At 65.8% G+C, this 26,870-nt stretch carries 23 protein-coding genes; 8 read left to right on the top strand and 15 right to left on the bottom strand.

From position 1 onward, the window contains the following. Nucleotides 1-601: 601 nt before the first annotated feature. The gene (locus tag LC060_RS20805) at nucleotides 602-1,315 is read left to right on the top strand and encodes a sugar transferase (RefSeq protein WP_226638623.1); all 714 of its coding nucleotides are present in this window, start codon (nucleotides 602-604) and stop codon (nucleotides 1,313-1,315) included. 381 nt (nucleotides 1,316-1,696) lie between these two features. On the opposite strand, the gene LC060_RS20800 is transcribed toward LC060_RS20805, so the two are convergent. Genes LC060_RS20800 through LC060_RS20785 form a run of 4 tightly spaced genes read right to left on the bottom strand, consistent with a single transcriptional unit; the run spans nucleotide 1,697 to nucleotide 5,712 of the window. After that, nucleotides 1,697-2,902 carry a hypothetical protein gene (locus tag LC060_RS20800; protein WP_226638622.1) on the bottom strand — a complete coding sequence of 402 codons (1,206 nt, stop codon included), beginning with the start codon at nucleotides 2,900-2,902 and terminating at the stop codon, nucleotides 1,697-1,699. Nucleotides 2,903-2,904: 2 nt separating this feature from the next. Beyond that, complete coding sequence (locus LC060_RS20795; RefSeq protein WP_226638621.1) at nucleotides 2,905-3,639, bottom strand: hypothetical protein; 735 nt, start codon at nucleotides 3,637-3,639, stop codon at nucleotides 2,905-2,907. After that, the gene (locus LC060_RS20790; protein WP_226638620.1) at nucleotides 3,636-4,784 is read right to left on the bottom strand and encodes a glycosyltransferase family 4 protein; all 1,149 of its coding nucleotides are present in this window, start codon (nucleotides 4,782-4,784) and stop codon (nucleotides 3,636-3,638) included. The genes LC060_RS20795 and LC060_RS20790 overlap by 4 nt, the downstream gene beginning before the upstream one ends. Nucleotides 4,785-4,833: 49 nt before the next feature. Beyond that, nucleotides 4,834-5,712, bottom strand: coding sequence for a glycoside hydrolase family 16 protein (locus LC060_RS20785; protein WP_226638619.1), 879 nt, complete (start codon nucleotides 5,710-5,712; stop codon nucleotides 4,834-4,836). A gap of 305 nt (nucleotides 5,713-6,017) precedes the next feature. Between LC060_RS20785 and LC060_RS20780 the strand changes: the two genes are divergently transcribed. Continuing rightward, nucleotides 6,018-7,211, top strand: coding sequence for an acyltransferase family protein (locus tag LC060_RS20780; RefSeq protein ID WP_226638618.1), 1,194 nt, complete (start codon nucleotides 6,018-6,020; stop codon nucleotides 7,209-7,211). Nucleotides 7,212-7,322: 111 nt separating this feature from the next. Here LC060_RS20780 and LC060_RS20775 read toward each other — a convergent pair whose 3' ends face one another. Further along, nucleotides 7,323-8,015 (bottom strand): class I SAM-dependent methyltransferase, encoded by a 693-nt coding sequence (locus LC060_RS20775; RefSeq protein WP_226638617.1) that lies wholly within the window; start codon nucleotides 8,013-8,015, stop codon nucleotides 7,323-7,325. Nucleotides 8,016-8,220: 205 nt separating this feature from the next. Here LC060_RS20775 and LC060_RS20770 point away from each other — a divergent pair, with 205 nt between their 5' ends. Beyond that, nucleotides 8,221-9,351: a glycosyltransferase gene (locus LC060_RS20770; RefSeq protein WP_226638616.1), complete on the top strand. Its 1,131-nt coding sequence runs from the start codon at nucleotides 8,221-8,223 to the stop codon at nucleotides 9,349-9,351. 19 nt (nucleotides 9,352-9,370) lie between these two features. Then, on the top strand, nucleotides 9,371-10,834 hold the full coding sequence (locus tag LC060_RS20765) for a hypothetical protein (RefSeq protein ID WP_226638615.1): 1,464 nt from the start codon (nucleotides 9,371-9,373) through the stop codon (nucleotides 10,832-10,834). Nucleotides 10,835-10,871: 37 nt separating this feature from the next. On the opposite strand, the gene LC060_RS20760 is transcribed toward LC060_RS20765, so the two are convergent. Both LC060_RS20760 and LC060_RS20755 read right to left on the bottom strand, forming a co-directional pair. After that, on the bottom strand, nucleotides 10,872-12,026 hold the full coding sequence (locus LC060_RS20760) for a glycosyltransferase family 4 protein (RefSeq protein ID WP_226638614.1): 1,155 nt from the start codon (nucleotides 12,024-12,026) through the stop codon (nucleotides 10,872-10,874). Next, the gene (locus LC060_RS20755; RefSeq protein WP_226638613.1) at nucleotides 12,026-12,919 is read right to left on the bottom strand and encodes a glycosyltransferase family 2 protein; all 894 of its coding nucleotides are present in this window, start codon (nucleotides 12,917-12,919) and stop codon (nucleotides 12,026-12,028) included. Before LC060_RS20755 ends, LC060_RS20760 begins: the two co-directional genes overlap by 1 nt. 180 nt (nucleotides 12,920-13,099) lie before the next feature. On the opposite strand from LC060_RS20755, the gene LC060_RS20750 reads away from it, so the two are divergent. Further along, the gene (locus LC060_RS20750) at nucleotides 13,100-14,101 is read left to right on the top strand and encodes a glycosyltransferase family 2 protein (RefSeq protein WP_226638612.1); all 1,002 of its coding nucleotides are present in this window, start codon (nucleotides 13,100-13,102) and stop codon (nucleotides 14,099-14,101) included. On the opposite strand, the gene LC060_RS20745 is transcribed toward LC060_RS20750, so the two are convergent. The 4 genes from LC060_RS20745 to LC060_RS20730 form a co-directional block, all read right to left on the bottom strand. After that, nucleotides 14,093-15,622 carry a lipopolysaccharide biosynthesis protein gene (locus LC060_RS20745; RefSeq protein ID WP_226638611.1) on the bottom strand — a complete coding sequence of 510 codons (1,530 nt, stop codon included), beginning with the start codon at nucleotides 15,620-15,622 and terminating at the stop codon, nucleotides 14,093-14,095. The two genes, LC060_RS20750 and LC060_RS20745, sit on opposite strands and share 9 nt — an antisense overlap. A 19-nt stretch (nucleotides 15,623-15,641) precedes the next feature. Then, a complete protein-coding gene (locus tag LC060_RS20740; RefSeq protein ID WP_226638610.1) occupies nucleotides 15,642-16,748 on the bottom strand; it encodes a glycosyltransferase in 1,107 nt (368 codons plus the stop codon). 90 nt (nucleotides 16,749-16,838) lie between these two features. Next, on the bottom strand, nucleotides 16,839-19,064 hold the full coding sequence (locus LC060_RS20735) for a GumC family protein (protein WP_226638609.1): 2,226 nt from the start codon (nucleotides 19,062-19,064) through the stop codon (nucleotides 16,839-16,841). A gap of 97 nt (nucleotides 19,065-19,161) precedes the next feature. Further along, entirely contained in the window at nucleotides 19,162-20,316 is a 1,155-nt protein-coding gene (locus tag LC060_RS20730) for an outer membrane beta-barrel protein (RefSeq protein WP_226638608.1), read from the bottom strand. 527 nt (nucleotides 20,317-20,843) lie between these two features. Between LC060_RS20730 and LC060_RS20725 the strand changes: the two genes are divergently transcribed. The 3 genes from LC060_RS20725 (at nucleotide 20,844) to LC060_RS20715 (ending at nucleotide 23,419) form a co-directional block, all read left to right on the top strand. Next, on the top strand, nucleotides 20,844-21,392 hold the full coding sequence (locus LC060_RS20725) for a polysaccharide biosynthesis/export family protein (RefSeq protein ID WP_226638607.1): 549 nt from the start codon (nucleotides 20,844-20,846) through the stop codon (nucleotides 21,390-21,392). 191 nt (nucleotides 21,393-21,583) lie between these two features. Next, a complete protein-coding gene (locus tag LC060_RS20720; RefSeq protein ID WP_226638606.1) occupies nucleotides 21,584-22,300 on the top strand; it encodes a hypothetical protein in 717 nt (238 codons plus the stop codon). A gap of 168 nt (nucleotides 22,301-22,468) precedes the next feature. After that, nucleotides 22,469-23,419 carry a helix-turn-helix domain-containing protein gene (locus LC060_RS20715; RefSeq protein ID WP_226638605.1) on the top strand — a complete coding sequence of 317 codons (951 nt, stop codon included), beginning with the start codon at nucleotides 22,469-22,471 and terminating at the stop codon, nucleotides 23,417-23,419. A 170-nt stretch (nucleotides 23,420-23,589) separates the two neighbouring features. On the opposite strand, the gene LC060_RS20710 is transcribed toward LC060_RS20715, so the two are convergent. From LC060_RS20710 to LC060_RS20695, 4 genes are all read right to left on the bottom strand, one after another. Next, nucleotides 23,590-24,510: an alcohol dehydrogenase catalytic domain-containing protein gene (locus LC060_RS20710; protein ID WP_226638604.1), complete on the bottom strand. Its 921-nt coding sequence runs from the start codon at nucleotides 24,508-24,510 to the stop codon at nucleotides 23,590-23,592. A gap of 127 nt (nucleotides 24,511-24,637) precedes the next feature. Then, complete coding sequence (locus tag LC060_RS20705; RefSeq protein WP_226638603.1) at nucleotides 24,638-25,492, bottom strand: SDR family NAD(P)-dependent oxidoreductase; 855 nt, start codon at nucleotides 25,490-25,492, stop codon at nucleotides 24,638-24,640. Beyond that, nucleotides 25,489-26,022 (bottom strand): 2,4'-dihydroxyacetophenone dioxygenase family protein, encoded by a 534-nt coding sequence (locus LC060_RS20700; RefSeq protein WP_226638602.1) that lies wholly within the window; start codon nucleotides 26,020-26,022, stop codon nucleotides 25,489-25,491. The genes LC060_RS20705 and LC060_RS20700 overlap by 4 nt, the downstream gene beginning before the upstream one ends. 10 nt (nucleotides 26,023-26,032) lie before the next feature. Further along, entirely contained in the window at nucleotides 26,033-26,572 is a 540-nt protein-coding gene (locus LC060_RS20695) for a 2,4'-dihydroxyacetophenone dioxygenase family protein (RefSeq protein WP_226638601.1), read from the bottom strand. Between the last annotated feature and the right edge of the window lie 298 nt (nucleotides 26,573-26,870).

Genomic DNA, 26,870 nt, shown 5'->3' with positions numbered 1-26,870 from the left:
AACCATCCATCCCCGCTTCTCAAAGACCCGGGGAACAAGCTGTCCGTCTATCGTGGCGACCACCCCAAAGCGCCGTGTTTGGCGGCGTGCTTCGCTGCGGTGAGAGGCCCTCTAAGTGACACCTCCGATTCGGTCAAACCCTTTTTTTCAGTTTTTTGAATCTTTGTGCGTGAGGCCGAAATGCCCCCATCACCTCCTTGCGCGCCTGATTTCGCAATGAGGGAGGAAGGCACCTTGGGTTGGGGCACGCAAGCAGGGTTCGCCCGGAATACCCGTGCGCATGTTCCGCCCCCCCTAACCAGGGATGCGACAGGATAGATCCACCCCACACCCTTTTGAGAGCAAAGCCGGCATTGAATACAAGGATCGACCCAGAGCGAACACACTGCAAATTTAATTCAATAATATTTGAATATGCAAAACAACTGTCGACATATTAAGAAATATAGATTCATGTTGATTATATTTTTACTTGACGAAAATAGCGCTGATCATATTCTTAGCGGATAGTTAACGGCGTTTTGAGCCTCGCGTGTGATGGCTGGAGGGTGGGAAGATGCGTGCACAGCCGAAATGGAACGGGCCGGATGAGGTCAGTGTCATGTCTGCAACGCCTGCGCCGGCACCCCACCCCGAGAATGATGTCGCGACGCTTGAGCAGGGGCCCGGCACGGCCGGTGAAACCAGCGATCTGAACGCGATCAAGCTGTGCGCCATGAAACGCTCGTTCGACATACTCTTTGCGGTGAGCCTGATCATCATCTTCCTCCCGCTCTTCGCGCTGCTATGCCTCGCGGTGAAGCTAACGAGCCCCGGGCCGGTAATCTTCGCCCAGCGCCGCATCGGCAAGGATGGCCGCCTGTTCCTCTGCTACAAGCTGCGCTCGATGGTCACCGATGCCGACGTGCAGCTCGCCCGCCTGCTGGCGGAGGACCCGATGGCACGCGCGGAATGGGTGCGCGACCAGAAGCTGCGCAACGATCCGCGCATCACCCCTGTCGGCGGTTTCCTGCGTTCCTCGAGCCTCGACGAATTGCCCCAGCTCTGGAACATTCTGAAGGGAGACATGTCCGTGGTCGGTCCTCGCCCGATCGTCGAGGCCGAGGCCGTACGCTATGGCGAGCACTTTGCCCACTACTGCGCCCTGCGGCCGGGACTGACCGGGCTGTGGCAGGTGAGCGGGCGCAACGATGTCAGCTACGAGGAGCGTGTCCGGCTCGATGTTCGCTATGTCGAGGACCGCAGCTTCCTGGGAGACCTGGGCATCTGCCTTCAGACCATCCCGATGATGATGAGCGCCAAGGGGTGCTACTGAGAACCCGTTATGCGGTCAGGGGGCCTTGAGCGATCACAGAGCCTGGAAGATCGCCCCCCAGAGCCCAAGGCTCACCAGTGCGGCAACGAACCACACCCACGGCTTGATCCGCGCCGTCCCGGTTCCAGACACCAATCCCGGTGCGACGCGCGGCGCGCCCTGCCGCCCTTTGCCCTGCCGTTCCGGGCCAGAGCCTTGTTGGTCATGTCGTCCTTGATCGCCAATCATGTGCCCAACGCGCATTAGCAGGTCGTGGCCATTCCATCACCGCGATGGGGCCTGACGACACTGCCCCACGAGAGATAATCGAATCGCGCGTGCGGGACAACCTGCGGCGTGGACGCGTAAAGCCGCCAAGGCAGCGTGGACAGAAGGCCGTGTTCAGGCGCGGCGGGCTGCGGACCAGCGCTTGAGGAAACGCAGGCTATGCGCCGCTTCGAGCAGCGCCAGTCCAAACCGTCCGGTCCGGCGATAGCGCTGCACCACGGCCCCTTCGCGCCAGAGGCTGGAGGTAATTGCCCCGCCCTCCGGAAACTGGTGGACCGCTTCGATCCGACCGAAATCGCGGGCGCGCGGCGACAGGGAGAGAACCGCAAGATCCTGGCGGCCTGGCCAGATGATCGCCTGGCGCAGCCGCCCCCATGCCTCTTCGGCAGCCGTTTCAATGCCGGGCAGCTGTTCGGGCGAAAGACCGCTCAGGTAGGTGAGAACGCCCGTGAAAAGCCCCTGCGTGTCCTCCCCGACCCGCTCCCGCCACCCCGGCTCCTCGAGATTCGAGCGCGGCACCGGCTCGTTGGAAAAGGACTTCACGCTGGCCAGATCCGGCTCCAGCACGGCCTCGATGAGATGCCAGAAGCGCAACACACAGGTCCGCGCGTTCCAGGGGCAGTAGCCATCCTGCTCGACGCTGAGACCCACCGTCACGTCGAAGTGGGGCGTGGCAAAGCGCTTGTAGTTGCTGCGCGCGAACTGCGCCGCGAACCACTGCACCTGGGGCACGCCCTCCTGGAGCAGGCGGACCGTACTTCCATAAAGACCGGTATCGCACAGGATCGCACGCCCGCGTCCCTGGCTGACCTGGTCCAGGTGGCGACGGAACGCACCATCGAGACGCGCGACGACCTGACGCACCAGACGCCCCGATTCGCCTTCGAGCAAGGCCGCGAAGGTGCCCGCCTCGAACGGGTGATGCCATTCCGGCCCGAGCCGGATCGAAGGATCCTGGGTAAGCGCCAGGACAACCTCGGCCATGGTCTGGCCTTCGAATTCACGGCCCAGCTCTTCGAGCAGCGCGGGCCCCGGTGCGGCAAGCCCGGTGCGCGCGGCGACCAGCCGCGAGATCATCAGATCGGCATGGGGCAAGGGCGCGGACAGACCGCTCGCGGCCAGGAACGCCTCGTATATCTGCCGCAGACGCAGCCCACCGCGCGCACAGAACAGCAGGCACGTATCGTCCTTTTCCGGCATGTAATACTGGAACGTCCAGAGGCGCTGCGCAAACTCGGCGAAGATAGGCCCCAGGACCTCGCAACCGAAACGTTCGGCTGCGAGGTCACCGCGGGGAAACAGGGGAAGGGCAAAGTTCATGGTCAGCGTTCCGGCATCTTGCGGGCCAGCCGCGCGCGCGCGGCATCGAGACGGCGTTCGAGAATGACGAGCCGCGGGGGAAAGATACGATGGGGGCGAAGCCCGGCGCTGCGGGCCATGCGCTCATCAGCCTGCGCATCATCGCCAATGTGCAGGAAGGCACCGGCGGGCACGCCCTCGGCGTCGGCCACCTTGGGGAAGATGGCCGCGGTCCGCTTGGTCGCGCCGAGGTCCGCGCTGGTATAGACCTTCGCGACGGGATGCCCCTCGGCCAGGTCGTCCAGCAGGCCGCGAATGGTCGCTGCGGTGTGCCAGGTGTCGCTCACCGCGATGATCCGAATGCCCTCGCAGGCGCGCCGGGTCAGCCAGGTCAGCAGCGAGGTATTGGGCGCGAGCTGCGTGCGCTCGACCTCGATTTCCGCGCGCGCGAGGACCTGCGCCTCGGCCGGGCCAAGCCCGAGCGAAAGCGCCATGCCCTGAACCAGAGCATCGAAGGTCACCTCGCCCGTCGGATCGGCCATGTCGAGCGCGCGGTAGGCGAGGTGCTGAACGTTGCGACGCGCGCGCCACAGCGCTTCCTTGCTTACCAGAAGGCCGCGCTCACGAAGGAGCATGGCTGCGGCCCGCTCGGCGACGTGACGCACCCGCCCCGGCTCGGCCGTGGCGTTGCGCCGAAGCAGGGTGTCGAAGACATCGCACGAGATCACGCGTATGCCTTCCAGATCGACGCCCTTCATCCTCGTCCTCCTCCCGTTTCCGCAACCTCATCCCGGGGCAAGACGCGCCGCGGGCGCATCGTGGGCGCCTGCTCCTCGGCCTCGCGCTGCTCCGGCGGCAGCGTTTCGCGGTAAACGGCCAGGGTCTCCTGCGACATGCGCCGCACCGAAATCTCCGCGATGTTCTCGCGCGCGGCACTCGAGAGCGTCTCGCGCAGGCGCTCATCGCCCAGGAGACGTGTCATCTCGCGCGCCAGCGCATCGCTGTCCGCCGGGGGCACCAGCACCCCGCGCTGGCCATGGCCAAGCGCGGCCGGGATCCCGTCGACGGCGCTGGCAATGATGGGATTGCCCATCTCGCGCGCCTCGAAGATGACGAGCGGGCAGGGATCGCGCAGGGAAGCGAGCACGAAGAGGTCCGCGCTGGCGAGCACGTCGCGCGGATCATCGCGGTAGCCCATGAAATGGATATGGTGCCCGCTGCCCGACGCCTCGGCCCGCGCCTCGAAGTCGGCCTGTTCGGGCCCGCCGCCCACGAGGTAGAGATGCGCGCCGGGATAGCGCTTGCGCACCATGGCAAAGGCATCGATCAGGTAGTCGACCCCCTTGCGCGAATGAAGACCGCACACCGTCACGATCGCGGGATGCTGCAGCGAGACCGGCGCGCCGAAGAACACGGGACGGCGTACCCCCCCGACCGTGCCATTGGTGACGGTGCGCAGCTTGGCGCGGGGAATGCCGCGTGCGTGCATGTCCTCGCCCACCGCCTCGCTGACGGTGATCACCCGGTCGCCCACGCGCATGAGCTTGGCTTGTTCGTCGAAGGAATTGTGGACCGTCGTGACCAGCCCGAAGCGCTGCCACAGGCGCACGATGCGGGCGGAAAGCGCGGCATAGACCATGTGCGCGTTGACCACGTCGGGCTTGATCCGGCGTACCGCGCGCCAGAAGCGCCAGGCCATGATCCCCAGCTTGAGGGGGCCCTTCGAGTCGCCGAACTGGATGACCTTCACCCCGTTGCGCACGAGCAGGGCATCGAGGTCGCCATAGCCGCTGACGACATAGACATCGTGCCCGGCATGGACCTGATCGCAGGCCAGGTCGACCGCGACGGCGACATGCCCGTTCCCCAGACACGTGTGATTGAGATAGTGGACTATGCGCATGCAACGTCTCGCCAACCGAGGAGAAAATCGAGCTGTTGGTAGGGCCTCGTCATGATCCCGCCTCATCCTTGGCGCGGTACACGCGGACATAGTCGACCCGCATGCGCGAGGGGCTCTTCATGCCCTCGATCGGCCAGCCGCCGCCCGCAGCCAGGTTCACCATCGGGAACATAGGCTGGAGGTATTCCGCGCGTGTCGGCTCGGTCGCGACGACCTTGCGGTCGAGGTAGAAGGTGACGAAATCACGATCTATCGCGACCCCGAAGGTGTGGAATTCCTGTTCCAGGGAATGGGCCGGAACGTCGACACGGTAGGTTTCGCCCGCCTGCGACTTTCCGTCCTGCCAGACATGCGTGGTCGCCAGGTAGGCGTCGGGAAACTGGCCGTAGTATTCCAGCACGTCGATTTCGGGATTGGGCCTGCCCCCTTGCGCGTTCGAGCCCAGCCAGAAGGCGGGCCACACTCCCGGTCCGCCGGGCAGGCGCGCGCGCATCTCGAAATAGCCACCGGACTGGAGAAACCCGCGCGAGGCGCTGTCGGCGGCTGAGAGCAGACCCGATTCCCAGCGCCCGTCGCGCTCGCGCATCTCGATGGTGAGCATCCCCGCCTCGACATGGAAGGGGCCATCGGGCTGCGGATCGCGGAACACCGCATCACCGAAGTCACCAGCCCAGGGCGTATGCGCGATCCAGCGCGTCCCAGGCCCCCAGGCCGAGACGTCGAGCTCGTCGAAATTCTCCTCGAACGTGAGCGTGAACCGCTCGATCGCGAGTGCCTCTCCCAGCCTCGGCGCAGCGCCCGCGGCCACTTCGCCGCGCCCTGCTCCTGTAACGAGAAACGCAGCGGTGAGCAGAACGGCAAGCCCACCCAGCCCGAACCGGCGATGCCGCACCCCACGCACAGGGGCGATCTTGGAAAGCACCTCCATCACCCCCCCGTGCACCGCACCTGCGCGGCCCACCGAGGGTTCCGCCGAAATACAAAAGAACGATCCCAAGACACCGGACCCTCCCAACAACTCAAGATCGCAGAATTAATTTACTCAATATTTCTATAATTGCAAATACAATAAACATACTTCATGAGTAGATGTCATAAACATTACTTCTTTACAGCATGCGCGGTGCAGGAAAATAAATAAGTACACCCTAATAAATGGCCGCTACGGCTTTTGGGCACTTGGGACCCGCGCCGGGGAGAAGCGAATCCGCGGCAGGCACTGGAGACGAGATCATGATGCTGAGTGAACAACTGGCCGTAACACGCGGGCGTCCGGCGGGATTCGATTACCTGCGCATCGCTCTCGCCGCGATGATCGTGGTCTGGCACACCGCGATCACCTCGTACGGGACTGAGACCCAGACCGCGCTCGCGCTGGGCCCCAGCCGCCCGATCTGGGCCGCGATCCTGCCGATGTTCTTCGCGCTCAGCGGGTTTCTGGTGTCGGGAAGCCTGGAGCGCTCGCGCACGCTGATCAGTTTCCTCGGCCTTCGCGTGCTGCGCATCTTTCCCGCGTTGGCGGTCGAATCGCTGATCGCCATGCTGGTGATCGGCCCGCTCTTCACCGCCTATGCGCTCGACCTCTACTTCACCGATCCGGTGTTTCAGCGCTACGCGCTCAACATGCTGGGCATCGTCCAGTACGACCTGCCCGGCGTCTTCCTTGCAAACCCGGCCACGCAGGTGAACGCACAGCTCTGGACCCTGCCCTTCGAGCTCAAGTGCTACATCGCGATCGCACTGTTCTACATCTTCCAGATGTACCGCGTGCCCGCGCTGTTCGTGTTCGGCTGTATCGCCCTCCAGATCGCAGCGAGCGTCTGGATCGTCCTCGATCCCCAGCAGGACGAGGGGATCCTGCGCGGCCCGGTGCTGGTGCTCGCCTTCCTCTACGGCTCATTGCTCTACCGCCTGCGTGACCGCCTGCCCTGGAGCCCGGCGCTGTGCGTGACGGCCGCGCTCGTCAGCCTGGTCCTGCTCTACATGCCGCTGGCCAATTCGCTCGCCGCGCTGCCGCTGGCCTATGTCACGGTCTATCTTGGCCTCACCAATCCCCCGCGCTCCTCACTGGTGTCGAGCGGGGACTATTCCTATGGCATCTTCCTCTACGGTTTTCCGATCCAGCAGGCGGTCTCGGCCACTCTGCCCGACCTGCGCTTCTGGTGGGTGAACCTGTTCGTCGCCACACCGATCATCTGCCTCGTGGCCTATGGTTCCTGGCACCTGATCGAGAAGAAGGCGCTGCGCGCGCGTGGGTATCTCACCCGCTTCGAGGACTGGTGCCTGCCCCACCACGACCGCATCGCGGGCTTCTATGGCCGCACCATCGCGGCCAGCCTGCAGAGCCGCTGGGTCCCGCGTCGCCTGCAGCAGACCAACCTCGTGCGCGCGCTGTGCGAGACGGGCCGCCCGGTTCCCGCCGAGTGACCCTTACACGAACGGCGTGATCCGGACCGTCCCGCCCGGATCACGCCGCCGCCCTGCTCCCAACGAGGGGAAGGCCCCCGGCACCTGCGCGGTGCCGGGGGCCTTTTCGGTTCATTCAGCGAGGACGAGCAGCGAGTAGCCCCCCACCACGCGCACCGCGAGATCGGGCGACAGCGCGTAGAGCAGGCGGCGCGGCAGCTTCATCAGGCGGCTGAGCAGGGCCTGGTCGGGCAATTCCAGCCGGCTTGCGGTGTAGCGCCAGTCGAGGATCCTGTAGCCGCAATCCTCCAGCGCGCGCAGCGCCAGGTCCTTGAAGAAGTAGTGAATGTGGCCAAGATCGCGCCGCTGGTTGAGGATCGGCGAGACCCGCACGAGCGACTGCACGGACAGGTCGAGCGGGATGTGCAGCACCTTGTAGCGCCCGATCGGCTTCAGGCTCTTCATGAAGGCCATGTAGTCATCGACATGTTCGATCACGTCGATGAGCATGAGCACATCGAAATCGGGATCCTCGGCCTTCGTGATGTCCCCAAAGTAGAACTGCGTACGCTCGGTCCCTCGCGTGTTGGCAACCGAGAAGGCCTGGGGCGAAATTTCATAACCGCTCAGCCGCGCCTCGGGCAGCATCTCCTCGAGATTGAGGAGAATGCCCCCCACGCCGCAGCCGACCTCGCACACTTTGTCGTGCGCGATGCCGTTGTCGAGGAGGATGTTCTTGATGTGCCTGGCCTTCCAGGGCGAGTCCGCCTCGTGCCAGGCGGGGTTGTTCTCGAAGTAGGTTCCATCCTGGTACATCGTGTTCATGGGGCCCCCTAGGCTGTTGCACCGCACCTGCGCGCACGCTTTATTTCACCTGCCACAGCAATACACATCAGAACAATTGTCAATAAATATAGATTTGCAAACTGCACCTATACTGTACAGAATCAAAATTAAATGACTTCCCAGCCGACACGTCGCGATCTATATATTTATTACTTCATGAAAGAAGACGTGACAGGGGTAGTCGGTGCGAACAGCGATCATTCATTATTGGCTTGTCGGCATGCGGGGCGGCGAACGCGTTCTCGAACACATCTGCGACATGTTCCCTGAGGCCGATATATTCACGCATGTCGTCGACCCGGCAAAACTCTCCGACAAACTGCGTGCGCGCCGGATCGAGACCACCTTCATCGCGCGCCTGCCGGGCGCCCGCACCCACTACCAGAAGTACCTGCCGCTCATGCCGCGTGCCCTGGAAGCGCTGGACCTCACCGACTACGATCTGGTCATCTCCAGCGAGGCGGGCCCGGCCAAGGGCGTCATCACCCGGCCCGATGCCACCCACGTCACCTACTGCCACTCGCCGATGCGCTACATCTGGGACCAGTACCACCAGTACCGCAGCACCGGCGGGCTAGGCGCGCGGATCTCGATGCCACTGTTCGCCCCAGCCCTGCGCACCTGGGATGTCGCCAGCGCCGCGCGCAGCGATCTCATCATGGCCAACAGCGCCTATATCCGCGCGCGCATCGGCAAGTTCTGGGGGCGCGATGCCCGTGTCGTCCATCCGCCGGTCGACACCGCGCTGTTCACCCCTGTCGACAGCCACGACGAGGAATATCTCTGGGTGGGCCAGCTTGTCTCCTACAAGCGCCCCGATCTCGCGGTCGATGCCTTCTCGGCGAGCGGGCGCAAGCTCCACGTCGTGGGCGATGGGCCCATGTTCGAGGAGCTGCGCGCGCGCGCTGCGCCCAACGTGCGCTTTACCCGCCGGCTCGACTTCACCGCGCTGCGCGCCGCCTACGCCCGCGCCCGCGCGCTGGTGTTCACCGGCGAGGAGGACTTCGGCATGATCCCGGTCGAGGTCATGGCCTCGGGCCGTCCGGTCATCGCCTATGGCCGGGGCGGCGCGCTCGAGACCGTGGTCGAGGGCGAAACCGGGCTCTTCTTCCGAGAGAACTCCGCCCCCGCGCTCAACGCCGCACTTGCCCGCTTCGAGAGCTGGGAGGCCGACTTCGCGCCCCAGGCCGCGGTGCGCCAGGCCCGCCGCTTCAGCCCCGAGGTGTTCCGCACGCGCTTTCTCGAAACCATCGAGCGGGCCCAGGCGCTGGGGCATCGCCCCCTTCCCGCGGCGCCCCAGGCGCTTTCGGCCTGAGCCTGCCAGGAGGCACGCCATGATCCTCACGCACATCGGCCTTGTCATCGCGATCATCGGGATCTTCCTCATGTTTCGCGGCGGGATGATGGACATGCTGCTGCTGGTCATGGCCTGCACCCTGCTGGGCGGATCGGCGGCGGCCCAGCTTCCCGCGCTCGGCGGCTCCTCGGTGCCGCCCGCCCCCTTTGCGCTGGTCTTCGCGCTGGCCCGCATGACGCTCCCCAACAGTCGGCGCTGGCGCGAGGCACGCGGTGCGATCCGGGCCAATGCCTGGCTCGCCATCTACGCGCTCTATGGCCTGCTCGCCGCGGCCATGGCACCCAGCTTCTTTCGCGATAGCATCCAGGTCACGGCCATGCGCGCGACAGGCCCCACCCGCTCGCTCTTCGACACCGTCCCGCTGGCGCCCTCGCCACAGAACGTGACGGTCACGGTCTACCTCCTCGGCACGGTCTGCGCCGGGATCGTCGCGTACCTGGCCATGCAGGAGGAAGGCGCCGGACGGCGCTTCGTGAAGATGGGCGTGATCATGGCCTGGATCCACGTGACGCTCGGTGTCTTGGCCGCGGTTTTCAAGGGCACGCCCTTCGATCTCCTCGTCGATGCCTTGCGCAACGCCAACTACACCCAGACCGATCAGACCGCCTACGGCATGGTGCGCCTGACGGGGATCTTCACCGAACCCTCGGCCTATGTCGGCTTTGCCTTCGGATGGTTCGTGTTCCTGCTCGAATGCTGGCTGCGCGACATCCTGCCACGCCAGACCGGCCCCGCCGCGCTGGCGCTGGCTCTGGTCCTGTTCTTCTCGACGTCCTCGACCGCGTACCTGGGCCTTGGCGGCTACGGGGTCATCGTGGGCCTGCGCCTGCTACTGGCCCCCCAACACCTCGATGCGCGCAAGGGCCTGACGCTGGCGGGCGCCGGGCTGGCGCTACTGATCGCGGTCTGTGCGCTCGCTTTCCTGTGGCCTGCCTTCATCGACCTGATGAGCACGATCCTGCGCCGCGCGACGATCGACAAGCAGGACAGCGAATCGGGCATCCAGCGTGCCTTCTGGGCGCGCATCGGGATCGACGCCTTCTTCGCCTCCTATGGCATCGGCATCGGCCCGGGCAGCTTCCGCTCCTCCAGCTTCGTGACCGCAATGCTCGGCTCGACAGGCCTGATCGGAAGCCTGGCCTTTCTTGCCCACCTGGCGCGGGCCTTCCGCCCCTTGCGTATCTCGACCTACTGCGGGCCGCGCCTGGGGCGCCAGTTCGGTGAAAACACGATGATCGGGGCGGCCGGCGGCTGGGCGGCGCTGTGCGTGCTCATTCCCGCTGCGGTCGTCTCGCCGACCTGCGATCCGGGCGGGGATTTCGCGGTCTTCGCCGCGGTCTCGCTGGCGCTGCGCAGCCTTCCACTGCCACGGCCGGGAGCGGTCGCACAGCGCCCCTCCGTGGCCACCTGGCGCCGTCCCGTACCGGCCCATTCCGGATGAAGATGCGACCGCCCGCCAGACCACCGGCGGCGCGAGATCAGGATGCGAAGCCAAGAGCGCGCACGATGATGCGCGCCTGGTTCTCCCAGCTGAAGATCTGCGAACGCGCCTGCCCGCGCTGCGACAGACGGCGCGCCAGCACCGGATCGCCAAGCACCTCGCGAACCCGGGCCACCAGGCTCGCCGCATCGAGCGGGTCGCAATAGAGCGCAGCGTCCCCGCACCGTTCGCGCAGCACCGGCAGGTCCGAGACCACGACCGGGCAGCCCAGCCGCATCGCCTCGCTCGGCGGAAGGCCCGAGGCTTCGTAGAGCGAGGGGTACATGAGGCAGGCTGCCTCGCTGTAGAGGCGGGTCAGCTGCGCGTTGTCGACGAAGCCTGTAAAGCGCACCCTTGCGCGGACCTCGGACGAAAGGCTCTCGAGCCATTCTTCGCAGCGCGCATTGGGCCGACCGACCAGCCGGACCTCCACGCCATCGCCCGCCAGAACCTCGGCGGCGGCAAAGACGCGGCCCACGTTCTTGCGTTCGGAAAAGCCCCCCACGTGCAGCACGTAAGGCGCCGCTGCGGCGTCCAAGGCCCGACGGGGAGGCGCGGGTTCGTCATTCATCCAACTGCCGTTGGGGGCCACGACCAGCTTCTCCGGACGCCCGCCGTTGGCCGCGCGGATGGCCTCGGCCTCGGTCTGCGACACGGTGATAAGCGGGCGCGCGCGGCGCACGAGAAAGTGGCCTACCACCTCATGAAAGAGCCGGTAGGGCAAACTGTAATCGCCCTTGAAGGTGCGGAAGGACTGATCGTGCAGCATGACCGCCACCGGCGCGCCCGCAATCAGGCTGCGCAAGGGCGCAAGGTTGCCCAGGCACAGCAAGTGCGCATCCCGGGCATGGCGCGGCAGGGTCACCTGCTCCCAGTAATGCCCATTCCCGCCCGCCAGATGCTGCGTGGCGATGCAGGCGAGGTTCAGCGAGCCGAATTCAGCCTCAGCCGGCGCGACCAGCCGTGCCCGCAGGCCCGGAAATTCGCCGCGCACCAGAAGCCGATCAAGCGCCAGCACGAATTCGCGCGCGACGCGCTGAACGCCGGTGGCCGGCTGACACAGGAAACGCCCGTTGATGACGAGCTCGCCCGCGACCTGTTCATCCTGGCCTCCGCGCGGCGCATGGCCACCTACCGCAACCGGGCCGTGCATCACAGTTCAAGCGCACGCATGGGATCGACGCGCCCGCGCGCGACGTCCCACAAGGCCACCCAGTTGCCGACCACGCGCCCGCGCCGGTCGATCCAGGGTTCGGGCCGCGCGGAGCGGACGTGGTTGGCGATCACGTTGCGGCTCGCCATGACCAGCGCCTTGCGCCACTTCATGCTCCCCTTGCGCAGGAGGTAGAGCGGATTGACGATCTGCGAATAGCCCAGCCGCCGCCCGCTGCCGCGCCCGCCCTTGATCCCCTGATGCACACCGGCAAAGGCATCGGTACGCCCCATCGGGCGCCCCCTGGCGACGCGCACCGCAAAGTCGACATCCTCCTGCCAGGCGTAGAGCGGAAGGTTCTCATCGAATTCCTCCCCTTCAATCACCCCGGCACGGTAGGCCATGTTGCAGCCATAGAGGCCCTCCCAGGGCTCCAGCGACGGCTTTTGCGGGAAGACCCGGCCCTGCTCGTAGCGTTCGACGAGCGCGCGGGCCTCTTCGTATTCGATCCCGCGCGTGCAGATCCCGTCGCCCAGCATCGTTCCGGTAAGACCAACCACCTCGGGCATGATTTCAAAGGCGCGCACGATATCGGCAAGGCAACTCGCGGTCGGCACGTAGTCATCATCGAAGAAGACGACATATTCCGGGTCGCTGGAGATATGCGCGAGGCCGCGGTTGCGCTGGCGGGTCAATCCCACCGGACACTCCAGGATCGAGAAGCCCTGTGTGACACTACCAAGTTCGTATCCCTCGGGCAGGTCGGCCTGCGAGGTCACCGCCCAGATCATCTCGCACGGCTTCAGGGTCTGCCTGGCGATGTGCTCCACCCAACGCCCCAATTCGCGCGGCCGGTTCACACTCGCAATAACGACGACAATTCCTCTCGCCATAGCCTTCCCCTTACTGTCGGGCCATAGAACCAAAACAGACCTATATTGCAATACTAAAGTTGCAAAACTAATTTACCTTTACTTAGAGACTTAAATCAATACATCATATAAATACAATTATTGCAGGTGTCGGCAAATACTAACCTCACCTGATATTCCGAATACGCACCTGGAGACCGTATGGAAGCGTCCCTGCGTTTCAGCGTCATTATCGCCAACTACAACTACGGCCGGTTCGTGGCCCGGGCGATCGACAGTGCGCTCGGCCTCGACTGGCCCGAGGTGGAAGTGATCGTCATCGACGATGGCTCCAGCGACGATTCGCGCAGCGTCATTTCCGCCTATGGCGCGCGGGTCCGCACGGTGTTCCAGGACAACGCCGGACAGGTTCGCGCCAACAATGCCGGTTTTGCGCTCGCCAGCGGCGATGTCGTCGTGTTCCTCGATGCCGACGACGTGCTCGAACCCGGGCTCGCGCGCGAGGTCGCCGCCGTCTGGCATGAGGGGGTCAGCAAGGTCCAGGTGCTGATGCAGAAGGTGGACGAGAACGAACAACCGCTTCCTGCGCTGCTGCCCCACATCCGCCAGCCGCCCCGCGCCTGCGACATCCGCGCCTGGGCCCACCACACCAACGAATACCCCTCACCGCCGGGCTCCGGGAATGCCTATGCGCGCAGCTTCCTCGCGCGAATTTTCCCGCTCGATGCCAGCCGGGACAGCTCGACCGACACCACCTGCATCGCGATGGCCCCGTTCCTGGGCGAAGTCGTCACGATCGTGCAGCCGCTGGTGCGCTACCGCATCCACGGCGCCAACGATTCCAACATGCTGGCCAATGTCAGCCATTTCGCCCGCGAGGTCGAACGCGCGCGCAAGCGCCTCAAGGCAACCCAGGATGCCTGCGAAATGGGAGGCCTGGCGCCGCCGGGAAGCGCGGCCCTGCGCCGCGCGAACCACCTTCTCCAGCTGCGCGCCGCCTCGCTCCGGCTCCAGCCCGACAGCCACCCGATGCCTGAGGATTCGCGCCTGTGCATCCTCCTCGATGCCGCGCGCCTGCCGTTCCAGCGCAGCTTCGAGCCGCTCGTGCGGCGCATTGCCATCGCCGGATACTCGGCCCTCCTCGCAACCCTGCCGATGGCCGCAGTGCGCCCGATGATCAGACTGCGCTTTTCCTCACGCTGAACGCTGCTCGGCGCGGGGGCCACGCAGCCGTTCGAACACGCGCACGAACACCCGGTCATAGGCCATGCTCTCGATCCCTGCCGGCCGCCCGGCCTGGTGCCAGGTCAGCGCGAGGATCAGGCCATAGACCGCCATGCCAAGCCCCGCGACCAACCCGATTCCCAGCGCCAGCTCCAGCCCGGCGAGGTCCGCCAGCAAGGGACGCAGCGCATAGAGCACCGCCACGAGACCGCCGCTGGCAAGCACCGTGCGCCAGGTCGCCACAAGTTGGCGCCACACCGACACCCCGATCAGGCGGCGCGTCATCACCATGACGATCAGCGCGGTGCTGAGCGCGGAAATCGCGCGGGCGCCCACCGCCCCTTCGATGCCGTACCAGACCGCGCCCACCACCATCAGCGGCACCTTGAAGACGAGTTCGGCCGCACGCTGGCCAAGCAGGCCCTGCGGCCGGTTCAGCGCCATCGCCAGCGAGGAATAGGGCGCGGTCAGAAGTGGCGGGATGAGCGTGAGCGAAAGCCATTGCAGCACCGGAATGGCCCCCAGCCACTTGTCGCCCAGCGCGAGCGCGACGGCGGGCTGGGCCAACAGGCACAGCCCCAGAAGTACCGGCGCGCCGATGGCCAGCACGGCATTCGAGGCCTGGACGTAGGCCGTCGCCAGACGCGCGCGCTGGTCCGCAATGAGCGCGAAGACCGACAGGAGCGGGCGCACGATGGGTCGGATCAGGGCCTGCTCGGGCACGTAGGACAGGTCGTTGGCGACCGAGTAGATACCCAGCTGCGCCGGGCTGACAAACCGGCCCAGGATCAGGCGGTCGCACTGCCAGTTGATCGCGGCCAGAAGCTGCGCGCCTGTCGTCCAGCCGAGGAAATCGGCGAAGAGCGGCCACTCGGCCAGCGAGAGCCGGGGCCGGTAGGGCGCCAGCGCATAGGAGGCGAGAATCCAGATGGTGGGCGTCGCCACGATGCCCACCATCAGCGCGCGGTAGTCGCGCAGCCACCAGGCCGCCGCCACCGAACAGACCAGCGAGCCTGTCTTGCACACCAGTTCGGCCGCAATCTCGCGCCGGTACTTGAGCTCGCGCGCGTAGAGGACCAGCCCGGGACTGCCCATCCCGCGCAAGCCCGGCGCCACGCCCAGGGCCAGGATCATCCAGACAAGCGTGTCGTTGCGGTAGAAATGGGCAAAGGGTACCGCGCTCGCCCAGATCACTAGCGTCAGCGCCCCGCCCCGCAGCGCGCTCAGCGTGAAGGCGGTATCGAGGTGGCGCTGTGAAATCGCCCGGCGCGCGATCAGCACCTGCGTGATCGGCAGTTCGAACACGGCCTCGACAATCGTGACCAGTGTCATCGCGATCGCAATGACGCCAAAGTCCTCCGGCGTCAGGAGTTGGGCGAGGACCAGAAGGCTCAGGAACTCGACGAACTTGGTAAAGAGGCGCCCGCCGATCAGCCAGGCCGCGCTGCCCGCCGTCCGCCCGCCCAGGGCCTCGCCCCCCGCCTGCACCGGCTCCGACATCGACTCTGGGGCCTTCGCATCAGCCACGCGCCACGTCTCCGCGCCAGGCCAGCCCCTCAAGCATGGCCGCGTGCTGGGCGACCACGTTGTCGAGGCGGAAGAAGGAGGCGGCCTCGCGCCGCACCGGTTCCTCGGCCCGCATTCGCGCGCGGGCCGCGAAGCCGACCATGGCTGCGGCCAGTGCGCCGGCATCCTCGGCAGGCACGACCTCGCCCTTCTCGGGCATGTCGATGAGATCGGTCGGGCCGAAATCGCAGTCGGTGGCAATCACCGGAAGCCCGGCTGACATGGCCTCGACAATGGCAACACCAAAGCCTTCCCAGCGCGAGGCGCTGACGAAGCATTCGGCCTCGGCCAGTTCGGCCGCCGGATAGGCGATCTTGCCAGCCAGGCGCACCTTGCCCACCAGCCCCAGCCGTTCGATCTGCGCAGCAAGGGCGTCCCGCTCCTCGCCATCGCCCACGATAGTGAGGTGCGCATCGATCCCTTGCGCAATCAACTGCGCAAAGGCCTCGATCAGGACATCGTGCCCTTTCTGGCGTGCAAGGCGCCCGATGGTGAGGAACCTGACAGGGCCGCTGGAACCTGCCGTGCGCACGACTTCGCCGAACTGGCGAACCGGGTTGGGCAGATAGTCCGCCACGTCCGCGTGCCCTGTGCGCGAAGCCAGGTAGCGCGCCAGCGCGGGGGAGACCGCAATGACCTTGTCCATGCGCGGCACCAGCAGGTTGAACAGCGAGAAGGCGAGCCGCGCGCGCCGCGAGGTCCTCCCTTCCACCTTGGGATTTCCATGCAGGTGCATGACGAAGCGCGATTTGCCCCGGGCCAGGCGGTGCAGCAACCAGACCAGCACGGTGGGCTCGAACTGGGCGATGACGACCACGTCGTAGCGGTCCCGGCCCAACTGGCGCGCGACTTTCCTGGGAAAGGCGCGCAGGCTCCCCGCCTCCTCGAAAAGAACCTCGTAGGGCAGGCTCTCGGGCAGTTCGACATAGCGGTGGCAATAGAGCACGCTTACCTCGATCCGCCCGCGATAGCGCGTGGCGAGACCGCAGGCGAGATCGTGGACGACCCGCTCCATACCTGCAAAATGCGTCGATGGCGGCACGACATAAAGAACTTTCACCGCAGCGCTTGCCCCCTTGCAGACATTGCACACCCGATCGATCCGGCCCCCGGAGCGCTCCGGCTCCGTGCCCCCATCATGCCCGTTTTCTCAGGCGTAATATTTCCGGTATTGCTCGTAGTAGAAGCTCGCATCGCCGTAGCCGAACTTGGCTTGCTTGCGCAGGTCCACCTGGCTGAGGACGGCTCCCGCCACCCGCACCCGCCCTTCGGGCAAGAGCCGCAGCGCCGCGCGGATCGCGTGGTCGGCGGTGGCCCGCCAGCGCGTGACCATGACCACCCCGTCGACCTGCGTCGCCAGCGTACGGGTATAGGTGATCGGGAGAATCGGCGGGGCATCAAGCAGGACAAGGTCGAAGGCATCGCCGAGCCGGGCGAGCAAAGGTCCCATTTCCCCGTTGCCCAGAAGGTCCTCCAGTCCGTGCGCCTCGCCCACGATTGGCAGGACACAGACCCCGCGCCGCGCATCCAGAACCAGCGCTTCCTCGAGTGTCGCCTCCCCGCGCAGCACCTCGAGCAGGCCCACCTGCGGAAGCTCGCCCGAAAGCGCCCGGGTCGCTCCACGCTGGCGCACGTCGACATCGACTACCACCGCGCGCTCCCCGGTCAGCGCCGCCACCCGGGCCAGTCCCGCCGAAATCGTGGTCTTGCCCTCACGCGGGAGCGCAGACGTGATCAGCACCAGGTTGCGCGTGTCCCCCAGCGCATGGTTGATCGAGGCGCGAAGGCCCCGGAAAGCCTCGGCGTAGCCCGACATCGGCGCGTGGGCGATGGCCTCTATCGGATCGTCCTCGCCGGGCAGGATGCTGCCCACCTGCGGCACGCTTTCCAGGCAGCGCAGGGACAGCTTGTGCTCGACATCCGAGGCCGTCGAAAGGCCGGTGTAGAGCATCTCTCGGACAAGGCCGATCACCACGCCCACGCCCAGTCCCACGACCAGCGCCAGCGCGAGGTTCAGCAGGGGCCGGGGCGACACCTGCGTCTCGGGCAGATCGGCATAGGAGATGACCCGCGCATCGGGCCGCTCGGTCCCCTGGCTCGCCACGGTCTCCTTGTACTGGGCCAGATAGCTGTCGTAGAGTTCCTGCGAGGCTTCGGCCCGGCGCGTGAGATCGGTCAGCGCGACCATCGCCCGGTTGTTCGAGGCGAGCGCCCCCTTGGCCGAACCGAGCGAGCCCTGCAGCGAGGAAAGCCGCCCCGAGGAGACCTGCACCTTGGCTTCAAGGTTGGAGATGATGCGCTTGATTTCCGAGGCGATCTGCGCGTCGATCATGTCGAGTTCGGAGCGCGCGCTCTGGAGAGCGGGATAGCCCGGACCGAACTGCGCCTCGAGCGCGGCGACGCGGCCTGCGACTTCGGCACGCTTGGAGCGCAGCGAGCTCACCACCCCGGAGTTGAGCGCCTCGCCCACATCGTCCCCGGCCGAGCCCCGGCGCAGCTGCGCGCGGGCGGTGGCGAGCTGCGCCCGGTCGGCTGCGGCCGACGCGCGCGCCGAGGCCACTTCCTGGTTGTAACTGGAAATCTCCTGCTCGGAGAGCGAGGCTCCCGTCGTGCTCAAGAGGTTGTTGGCGATGCGGTACTGCTGCACCCGCGCCATGTCGTCGAGCGCCTGCTGGCGTAGCTCCTCGAGCCTTTCGGACAGGAAGCCGGCGGCCTGCGCGCCGCTTGCCCGCTTCTGGTTGAGGTAGAACTGCGAATACTGCGTCGCATATTCGTTGGCGATCGCCTGCGCGTCATGGGGATCGACCTCGGTAACGGCGATGGAAAAGGCGTGGGTGGTGCCGATACGCTCGACCTCAAGAGCGCCCTGGAGACGCTCGGCGATGGCGTCCAGGCGTTCCTCGCGTGTGGGACTGGCCTCCGCCTCCTCGCCCAATCCCACCAGCGCCTTCAGCCGGCTGCGCAGACCCACGCCGGATCCGGGCGCGAAATTCGGGTTGGTATCGAGCTTGAGCGCCCGCGCCACATCGAGCGCCAGTTCGCGCGAGCGGATGACCTCGACCTCGGTGTCGACCTGGTCGGAATCGGGCGGTAGAGCGCCCGCCCCCTCGCCGCGCGGGGTGGTGCGCTCTTCCAGCGAATTAAGCACGACACGCGCGCTCGCCGTGTACCGGGGTGTCTGCAGCGTCGTCACCAGCGCCGCAAGCGCCACAAAGACCACCGCCACGACCACGATTACGGTCAGCTGGCGCCGCAAGGCGAAGTAGATCGCTCGAAGGTCGAGCCGGTCCTCGGGCGGGGCGGCCATGGCCGGAAAGGCCTGGGCCAGGTCGGCCTGGAGCTGGCTGCCGCGATGGACGACAAGGGAATTGTTCATGACAGCCTCACACTCCTGCGCATTGCAATTGGGGGAAGGGCCCCGCGCCGCCGGGCGTCTCCCTCCCGCTCGGGACAGGACCGATCCACCGGCACCATCAGAACTTCACCCGCAGGCTCAGCAAAGCGGTCGATCCCGTGAAGGGCCGGGCCTCGAACCCACGGCTCGACTGGTCGCGGTGGCTGAACCCCAGCCCCACTTCGAACCTGTCTCCCAGAAGCCAGCGGGCGTTCGTCCCGATGCGGAACTGACGATCCCGCCGATCCGACCCGAAGTAATCATAGTACAGATATGATGTATTCACGGAAACTACTAAATTGCGAAGCAACTCATAGTCGACATAGAGAGATATACTATCCTGAATGACCCCCGGCTGATTGAAGAAGGGGCTTGCCTCCAGTGTCCGCGCGCCGTTCAACTTGACAGTGACAAGCGTGGTGACATTCCAGATGAGCCGTCCGGAATAGGTCATTCCCGAAACCGTGCCCGAGGCAGGCTCGTCGTAGTCCTGCGACAGGTAGCCCACCGTCACCTCGCCGCTGAGCAACTCGCTGAAACCGAAGGCGAGACCGCCCGACAGCGCGTAACCTTGCGAATCCTGGCTGATGGCCTCGAAATCCTGCCGGTAGTCCTGCCAGTTGTAACGCCCTTGTGCGAAGACCCGCAGGGCCGGGCCAAGCCGCAAGGACGCCCGCCCGCCCAGTGTCGTCGCGGTGCGGTCGCGGTAGTTCTGGAGGACATCGAGCCCCTCGAGCCGGATGGTGCGGTAGTCGAAACGCTCCGCCCCACCGGCGAGCGACACGGTGAGATTGGCGAGGGCCACGGAGAGCCCGGCACGGCCCGCGAGGCGCGAATAGGTATTCGGTGCGCCGATCACCGCATCGCCCAGCGTGCCCGCCATTTCGGCCAGCAGCCCATAGCTCCCGGAGAGATCGAGGCGCACCGGTCCGAACGCCTTGTGGCCCGCCGCCTCGAGGCTGTACTGCTCGTTGTTCTGAACCTTGAGATCGGCGTAGCGGGTCAAGGTGGCCTGCCCCTTCACCGAAAGACCGGCATCGGGCGTGCGTTCGACCAGTTCGAAGCCCGGCTCGAAGGTTGCCTTGGCATCGCCGCGCGGATCGGGAGCGATATTGAAGACGTTGTCGTCGTATTCGATCCGCAGGTCGGCCCTGGGATAGAAGCGCAAGCCCCCCAGAGGCAGTCCCGGCGCTTCGTAGGCCGCCTTGGAGCGCGCGCCGACCGAACTGGCCAAGGCTTCGTCGGCAAGGCTCGTTCCCGCCTCCTGCGCCCGCGCGCAATTCGCGCCCCCAGCCAGAGCAAGGCAGACCAAGAAGGCAGCACAGCGCGCCACAGCTCGCGCAGAAGCCCTACGTGCAGGTTTACCCGCAGCGGGCATGCGCTCGGCTCCCGACAACCCCGATGGACACAAATACCCCCAAACTGGCCCCCTCAGCCGGAGCCCAAGAGGCGCACCGGCACACACGAATAGAAAACTAAAAACTAAACGCGATATTTCGCGCGCCACACCAACAAGTCAACTTATGATTTTATTCATATAATGACAGTTGCATAATGGAACAATAGTTATGGGATGAAAATAATGACCTGTACTATTCAATTCTTATGTGTCACGAATTGAATGCGCCGGGGTGGCGCGTTTATTTCAGGGGGTACACTCGTCCGGCTGGCCCGGCACGTGGAAACGGCCCCGCCAGACGACAGGGAGACCGTCCTTTGCCGCGCTCGATTGGAAAACTCCGCCTGGTCATGGCGCTTGTCATGGCAACAGCCGCGCCAGCCCTGCAGGCCCGCGACGCCGCCAGCCCCGCTGCGCGGCCCGGGCAGGACACCACGGCGCAAGGCGAAGTCTATCGCCTTGGCCCCGGTGACAAGCTGCGGATCACCGTCTTCAACGTGGAGTCGATCACCGGCGAATACACGATCAGTTCGGGCGGCCAGGTCGCCGTCCCCCTGCTCGGAGCCGTCCGCGCCGACGGCGCGACCACGCAGCAGCTCGCCGATGCAATCCGCACCGGGCTCGACGGGACCTATGTGAAAGACCCGCGCATTACCGTGGAAGTCCTAAGCTACCGCCCGTTCTACATCCTGGGCGAGGTGAACCAGCCCGGGGAATTCGCCTACAAGCCCAACCTGACACTGGAGCAGGCGGTCGCCACGGCGGGAGGCTACACGTACCGCGCCGCACGCAAGAAGGCCTATCTGCGCCGCGCGGGCGAGGACGAGCAGGTCATCAAGTTCGGCCGCGAGAGCAGGGTCATCTATGTCCACCCGGGCGACACCATCCGCATCGGCGAACGCTACCTTTAGAGCATTTTCCAAGCAGATGGAATCATCTGCTGGTTCAGAAAATGCGTCAAACCAATGGCCTAGAGCGGTTGATCCGATGTGATCGCATCGGAAACCGCTCTAGCACGCCAGCGCGCCGCCACGGGCCCTGTGCCTGTGCGTCCTGATCTTCTCTGGCGAAATAAGGATAGTCTCCCATCCTGGCACCTTCCATGCGCCGCGCGCTTGCCGACCTTGCTCCCGCCGATCTGGCCGCCACCATCGACGCTGATGGCTATGCAATGGTGGCCGATTTCGTCCCGGAGGCTGACCTTGCAGCGGCCCGGCGTTTCACAGAGGCTGGCATGGCGGCCAGCACCACGGGCTATTTCGGCGTAGGCAATGGAGGGCCGCTGGGCGGCACGTTCCTCGAGGCCTTGCGCGATTCGCCGGAATTCCAGAGCCTGTGCCGCCGCCTCTGCACGCTGGCCACGGGGCGCGAGGCCCCCGAGACCGGCTTCTACCAGATCCTGCGCGCCCTCGAAGGCCAGGACCAGGCGCGCCACGCCCTTCGCTTTCACTACGATTCCTATGTGCTGACCGCGCTCCTCCCGATTCTCATTCCCGGCGGAGGCGAAGGGCGGCTCATTCTGGGCCGACAGCGGCGCCCCTTGCGGCGCAGCTATGCCGCCAATCTGCTCGACAAGCTGCAGGTCGACCATGCGCGCGCGCAGCAGCGCCTTGCCCGGCGCTACGCAGGCGGCGCGTGCGAATTCGAACGGCTCGTCCTGAAGCCGGGCAACCTCTATTTCTTCTGGGGCTACCGCACGCTGCACACCAACGAACCCGCCCCCGCTGGCGCGATCCGTGCGACTGCGGTCTATCACTACCTCGACCCGCACGCCCACGCCCCGCTCAAACGGCTGCTGCGCCGCGCACGCGGCTCCTGAGCGGCCGAACCGCCCCGTGCCACGTTCGAGCGCAGCCGCCGCTTGACAAGATGCACCCCGCCCTCCGATCCTTGCACGCACGCTCAGGGCCAACCAGGAACGGCGAAAGCGGGATATCCGGTACATCACGAGACCGGAGCCCGGACGGAGAGGACGGATAGGTGTGCGATGGAGGCAATCCAGACATTCGCGACGTCGGCGCTGCCGCAAAGCCAGCGGCTGCGCTATTGGAACGAGCTTGCCGAGCGCATTTACGCAGGCACCTACATCAACGGTGACCACAGCTTTCATGGACGCATGCAGACCTGGCGGCTGGGCGACCTGCAGATGATACGCCCCGCCGGAGGCCCCTCGCAGGTCGGACGGCGTCACCGCACCCCCGGTTCCTCCAACATCATCCTCCACCTCCAGACCCGCGGACGCTGCCGCCATCGCCAGGGCTACGGCCAGGAGGACATTGTCCTGGAACCGGGCGACTTCGTCCTGTCCTCTGCCGCCACTGGCTACGAGATGGACCTGGAGGCGCACGAGTTGCTGGTGGTGGAGTTTCCCGGCGCCCCCATCCTGCAGCGCTGCGAGGCTCTCGACAGCGTACTCTCACGCCGCATCCGCGCCACCAGCCTGGCGAGTGGCCGCGTCCTTATAGATTTCCTGCATTCGCTCTGGCGCCAGGCCGGCAACGCGCAGTTCCCCATTCCCGGCGATGCGAGCTGGCAAGGCACAATGGCCGATGTCTTCTATGACATGCTGGGCCTGACCCTGCGCGAAAGCCGCCAGCCCCGCCCGGCCGCCGACGCGTCGCCCCCGCTGGCACGCCAGCTCCTGCGCCATGTCGAGACTCACCTGGGCGATCCGGACCTGCGCACGGGCACCATTGCCCAGTCTCTCGGCGTGTCCCCCCGCACGGTGCAGAACGGCTTTGCCACGCTCGGCACGGCCCCGTCTGCCCATATCCTGAATGCCCGGCTCGAACGCGCCGCCGATCGCCTCACCAGCGATCACGCCACCTCGATCACCGAGATCGCCTTCGAACTGGGTTTCAACGACAGCGCCTACTTCGCGCGGTGCTTTCGCCGCCGCTACGACGCCTCGCCGCGCGAATGGCGAAAGCGGGGCTGAGACCCGCAGGCGTTGTCGATTGCGCGCAGTTCCCGATGCGTCTGCGCGCCTGTCCAAGCCGGCCTTGCAAAACCGGTCTAGAATAAGCGCGTCACCCACCCTTGAGGGCCGGTCTGCCGCAAGGCTCCCGGCCCTTTCCTTTTGCCCGGCGGCACACGTGTGACACGAGATCAGGGCGCGATCAGGACCTTGCACTGGCCGTGGCCTGCGCTCTTGAGGGCTTCGAAGACCGTGGGTACCTTGTCGAGCGCGATGGTCTCGCTCACCAGCAGGCGCGGCGCGATGGCACCGCTCGCCAGCGCGTCCAGCGCCGCCTCGTATTCGCTGCGCGTGAAGAAGGCACTGGTGACGAGCCGAACTTCCTTGGACAGCATCGCAAAGGAATTGAAGGTATCGGGCTGAGTGCACAGGCCCAGCAGCAGGATCGTTCCACGCGCGCGGACCTGCTCGACGGCCTGCGCGATCAGCCCGGGCCTTCCGACGCACTCGAAGACGATGTCGGCCTTGCCGCCAAGCGCGGCGTCGCTTCCCCCCACCGGATCCTCAGGGCTCACGACGAAGCCGGTCGCGCCCAGCCCCATCGCGCGCGGCTCCTGATCCGGCACCACGTCCTGCAGGACCACGGCCCCCGCGCCAAAGCGCCGCGCCCAGAAAGCGACGGCAAGCCCGATCGGGCCCGCGCCCAGGATCAACACCCGGTCTCCGGGTGTGATGCCACTCAGCTGTACGCCATGCAGCGCAACCGCAAGCGGCTCGATGATCGCCCCATCGGCAAGGGATACATCGGCAGGGAGCGGCACGCACTGATTGGGCCGGGTCACGGCATATTCGCCATAGCCCCCACCCTGGAGGCTGAACTCGCGGCACCAGGCGACCTCGCCCCGGCGGCACGCCTCGCACTGGCCACAGCTGCGCAAAGGTACGACCGAAACGAGGTCCCCGATGCCAAGGCCCGTCACCTCCCGGCCCAGGCCAACCACCTCGCCTGCAAACTCGTGCCCGAGGACGTCCCCGTGCTGGCAGCCGTAGGCCGCGTCCTCGGTCATGTGCAGGTCCGACCCGCAGATACCGCAGCGCGCGACCTTCACCACGACCTCACCTGCATCGGGCGTAGGATCGGGTATCGTCTCTATGGCCAGCGGTTCGTGCAGGCCCTGGAATACGGCAGCCTTGATGGTCTATCTCCCTGGTGTTTGATGGTGCGAGCCGAAGGGGCGGTCACAGTCCGGTAAGCGGTTTGACGGGCCCCAGTTGCATGCCCCCGTCGATCATCACGTGGGCCCCTGTCATGTAGCTACCCGCATCCGAAGCGAGCAGCAGCGCCAGCGGCTTGATCTGATGGACCTCACCCACGGCGCCCGTTGGCACCAGCTTGTCCCAAGCCTTGCGGGCCTCCGGGTTCTTCTTCAGCCAGCCCCCGCCGATGTTGGTGACGAAGGGCCCGGGCGCGATGGCGTTCACCCGAATCCCGAAGGCGGCCAGTTCCAGCGCGGCGTGGCGCATGAAGTGCATGACCCCGGCCTTGGCAGGCATATAGGGCACGCCCACGATGGCCTCGTTGACGACGGCCGCGTTGGAAGAGGTGCACACGATGGAGCCTCCGCGCCGCCCCGTACGTTCCTCGTTGCGCTTCATCACCCGCGCGGCCTCGCGCAGGGTGTGGAACTGGCCGGTGAGGTTGACCTGAATCGAACGCTCCCAGGCCGCCGGATCGTAGACATCGAGCTGGCCTTGCGGGTTACGCGTGTCCTCGGGCGTCCAGAAGCCGTTCCCCGCATCGTACCCCGCATTGGAAAAGACGATGTCGCATCCGCCAAAGGCCGCGACATGGTCGTCGAACGCGGCCGCGACTTCGGCCAGGTCCGAGACATCAGCCCGGGCGGCGCGGGCCGCATAGCCCTCCTCGCGAAGCCGCGCGGCCTCACGCTCAGCGCCGTCGCCATCATAGTCGGTGAGCGTAACCTGCGCCCCCGCCTCGCACAGCACCTCGGCATAGGCGAGGCCCAGACCCGAGGCGGCCCCCGTCACAAGACCCGAGCGGCCCGCGATATCGAACTGGTCGAGCGTCTTCACAGGTAGAGCTGCGGATTGGGCGTGAGGCCATGTTCGGCGCAGTAGGTCTCGTAGTGATTCATGAACCACCAGACATCGAGCGTCTCGACGTGGTTGCCCTGCGCATCGAAGAACTCGTTGGCACCCTGCATCCAGAACAGCGCCTTCATTCCGTTCGGGTCGTCGGTGACAAGCGTGTGCGCGGTACCCGGCGTCTCGGTGATGAAGTCGCCGGGGCGGCACACCCAGTCGTACTCGAGATAGCGGAACGAGCCTTCCAGCCCGATCGCCCAGACCGGCCCGCGATGCTTGTGGGTGCCTATCACGCCCGGCTGCTTGATCCACAGCACGTTGCAATAGACATTCTGGCGCACGTCAAAGGCAAGGTGCCGGATCGCGGCGTTCTCACCGAACGGAACCCAGGGGCTCTCCTCTTCGGATGCCCCCACATAGGTCCCCTCAACGCCCTTGGCGCCGATCAGGGCGCCGTAGAGTTCGGGAACCTTTACGATCTCATACGCGCTCGAGGGAGGTGCGGTCATCGTACCCATGGCGCGCCCCTCAAACGTAGAGCTTGGGATTGAGCGGGATGCCCTTCTCGCGGCAGTAGGTCTCGTAGTGGTTGATGAACCACCAGACATCGGCCGTGTCGACGTAGTTGGCGTTATCGTCGTAGAATTCGATGGGCCCCTGCATCCAGCCAAACAGCTTCACGCCCTGAGGGTGGTCGGTGACGAGCGTGTGGCTCTCGCCCGGCACTTCCAGGATCAGGCCACCCGGGCTCGCGACCCAGTCGTACTCCAGGTACTTCACCGAGCCTTCGAGGCAAACCATCATGATCGTGCCGCGGTGCAGGTGCGTGCCCACCACGCCCGGCTCCTTGATCCACAGGATGTTCGAGAAGATGCCCTGGCGCACATCGAAAGCCAGGTGCTTGATCGCCGCATTGTCGCCGAAGGGCACCCACGGGCTGTCGACGTCGGTCTGCGCATCGATGTAGCGCCCGCCCGGGCTTAGCCGTTCGACGAGCTCGCGGTGCGCGAAAGGCACATCGACGATCTCCGCCTTGGTCGAGGGCGGGGCGGTCATCACGTTGGTCATGGTGGTTGTCCTCTCCATCGGCCCTGCCCGCGTCCGCGTCTACGGATCGTTCTGGCAACGCCTTGTTTGGTGCGGGCTTTCGGGGTGCCCTTGTGCCATCCAGCATAGGCTGCAGACGGGATCGGAACTTGGATGTGCGCGCAGCGCGATCGGGACAGGTGCGCAGGTATGTTGCAGATACGCCAAGCCCCCCGGCGCGAGAGCGGCGGGGGGCTTGGCGAATGTGGTTTGGTGTTGGTTGCGGGGGTAGGATTTGAACCTACGACCTTCAGGTTATGAGCCTGACGAGCTACCGGGC

Source organism: Novosphingobium profundi, assembly GCF_020524485.1.
GTDB lineage: Bacteria > Pseudomonadota > Alphaproteobacteria > Sphingomonadales > Sphingomonadaceae > Novosphingobium > Novosphingobium profundi_A.
Note: the sequence above shows the minus strand (reverse complement) of the source record. Positions and strands in the feature narration are given on the sequence as shown.

What these genes read in the sequence shown, in the direction of transcription:
- LC060_RS20805 (WP_226638623.1), top strand. Translation starts at nt 602, where the DNA reads ATGTCTGCAACGCCTGCGCCGGCACCCCACCCCGAGAATGATGTCGCG.
- LC060_RS20800 (WP_226638622.1), bottom strand. Translation starts at nt 2,902, where the DNA reads ATGAACTTTGCCCTTCCCCTGTTTCCCCGCGGTGACCTCGCAGCCGAA.
- LC060_RS20795 (WP_226638621.1), bottom strand. Translation starts at nt 3,639, where the DNA reads ATGAAGGGCGTCGATCTGGAAGGCATACGCGTGATCTCGTGCGATGTC.
- LC060_RS20790 (WP_226638620.1), bottom strand. Translation starts at nt 4,784, where the DNA reads ATGCGCATAGTCCACTATCTCAATCACACGTGTCTGGGGAACGGGCAT.
- LC060_RS20785 (WP_226638619.1), bottom strand. Translation starts at nt 5,712, where the DNA reads ATGGAGGTGCTTTCCAAGATCGCCCCTGTGCGTGGGGTGCGGCATCGC.
- LC060_RS20780 (WP_226638618.1), top strand. Translation starts at nt 6,018, where the DNA reads ATGATGCTGAGTGAACAACTGGCCGTAACACGCGGGCGTCCGGCGGGA.
- LC060_RS20775 (WP_226638617.1), bottom strand. Translation starts at nt 8,015, where the DNA reads ATGAACACGATGTACCAGGATGGAACCTACTTCGAGAACAACCCCGCC.
- LC060_RS20765 (WP_226638615.1), top strand. Translation starts at nt 9,371, where the DNA reads ATGATCCTCACGCACATCGGCCTTGTCATCGCGATCATCGGGATCTTC.
- LC060_RS20760 (WP_226638614.1), bottom strand. Translation starts at nt 12,026, where the DNA reads ATGCACGGCCCGGTTGCGGTAGGTGGCCATGCGCCGCGCGGAGGCCAG.
- LC060_RS20755 (WP_226638613.1), bottom strand. Translation starts at nt 12,919, where the DNA reads ATGGCGAGAGGAATTGTCGTCGTTATTGCGAGTGTGAACCGGCCGCGC.
- LC060_RS20750 (WP_226638612.1), top strand. Translation starts at nt 13,100, where the DNA reads ATGGAAGCGTCCCTGCGTTTCAGCGTCATTATCGCCAACTACAACTAC.
- LC060_RS20745 (WP_226638611.1), bottom strand. Translation starts at nt 15,622, where the DNA reads ATGTCGGAGCCGGTGCAGGCGGGGGGCGAGGCCCTGGGCGGGCGGACG.
- LC060_RS20735 (WP_226638609.1), bottom strand. Translation starts at nt 19,064, where the DNA reads ATGAACAATTCCCTTGTCGTCCATCGCGGCAGCCAGCTCCAGGCCGAC.
- LC060_RS20725 (WP_226638607.1), top strand. Translation starts at nt 20,844, where the DNA reads ATGGCAACAGCCGCGCCAGCCCTGCAGGCCCGCGACGCCGCCAGCCCC.
- LC060_RS20720 (WP_226638606.1), top strand. Translation starts at nt 21,584, where the DNA reads ATGCGCCGCGCGCTTGCCGACCTTGCTCCCGCCGATCTGGCCGCCACC.
- LC060_RS20715 (WP_226638605.1), top strand. Translation starts at nt 22,469, where the DNA reads ATGGAGGCAATCCAGACATTCGCGACGTCGGCGCTGCCGCAAAGCCAG.
- LC060_RS20700 (WP_226638602.1), bottom strand. Translation starts at nt 26,022, where the DNA reads ATGGGTACGATGACCGCACCTCCCTCGAGCGCGTATGAGATCGTAAAG.
- LC060_RS20695 (WP_226638601.1), bottom strand. Translation starts at nt 26,572, where the DNA reads ATGACCAACGTGATGACCGCCCCGCCCTCGACCAAGGCGGAGATCGTC.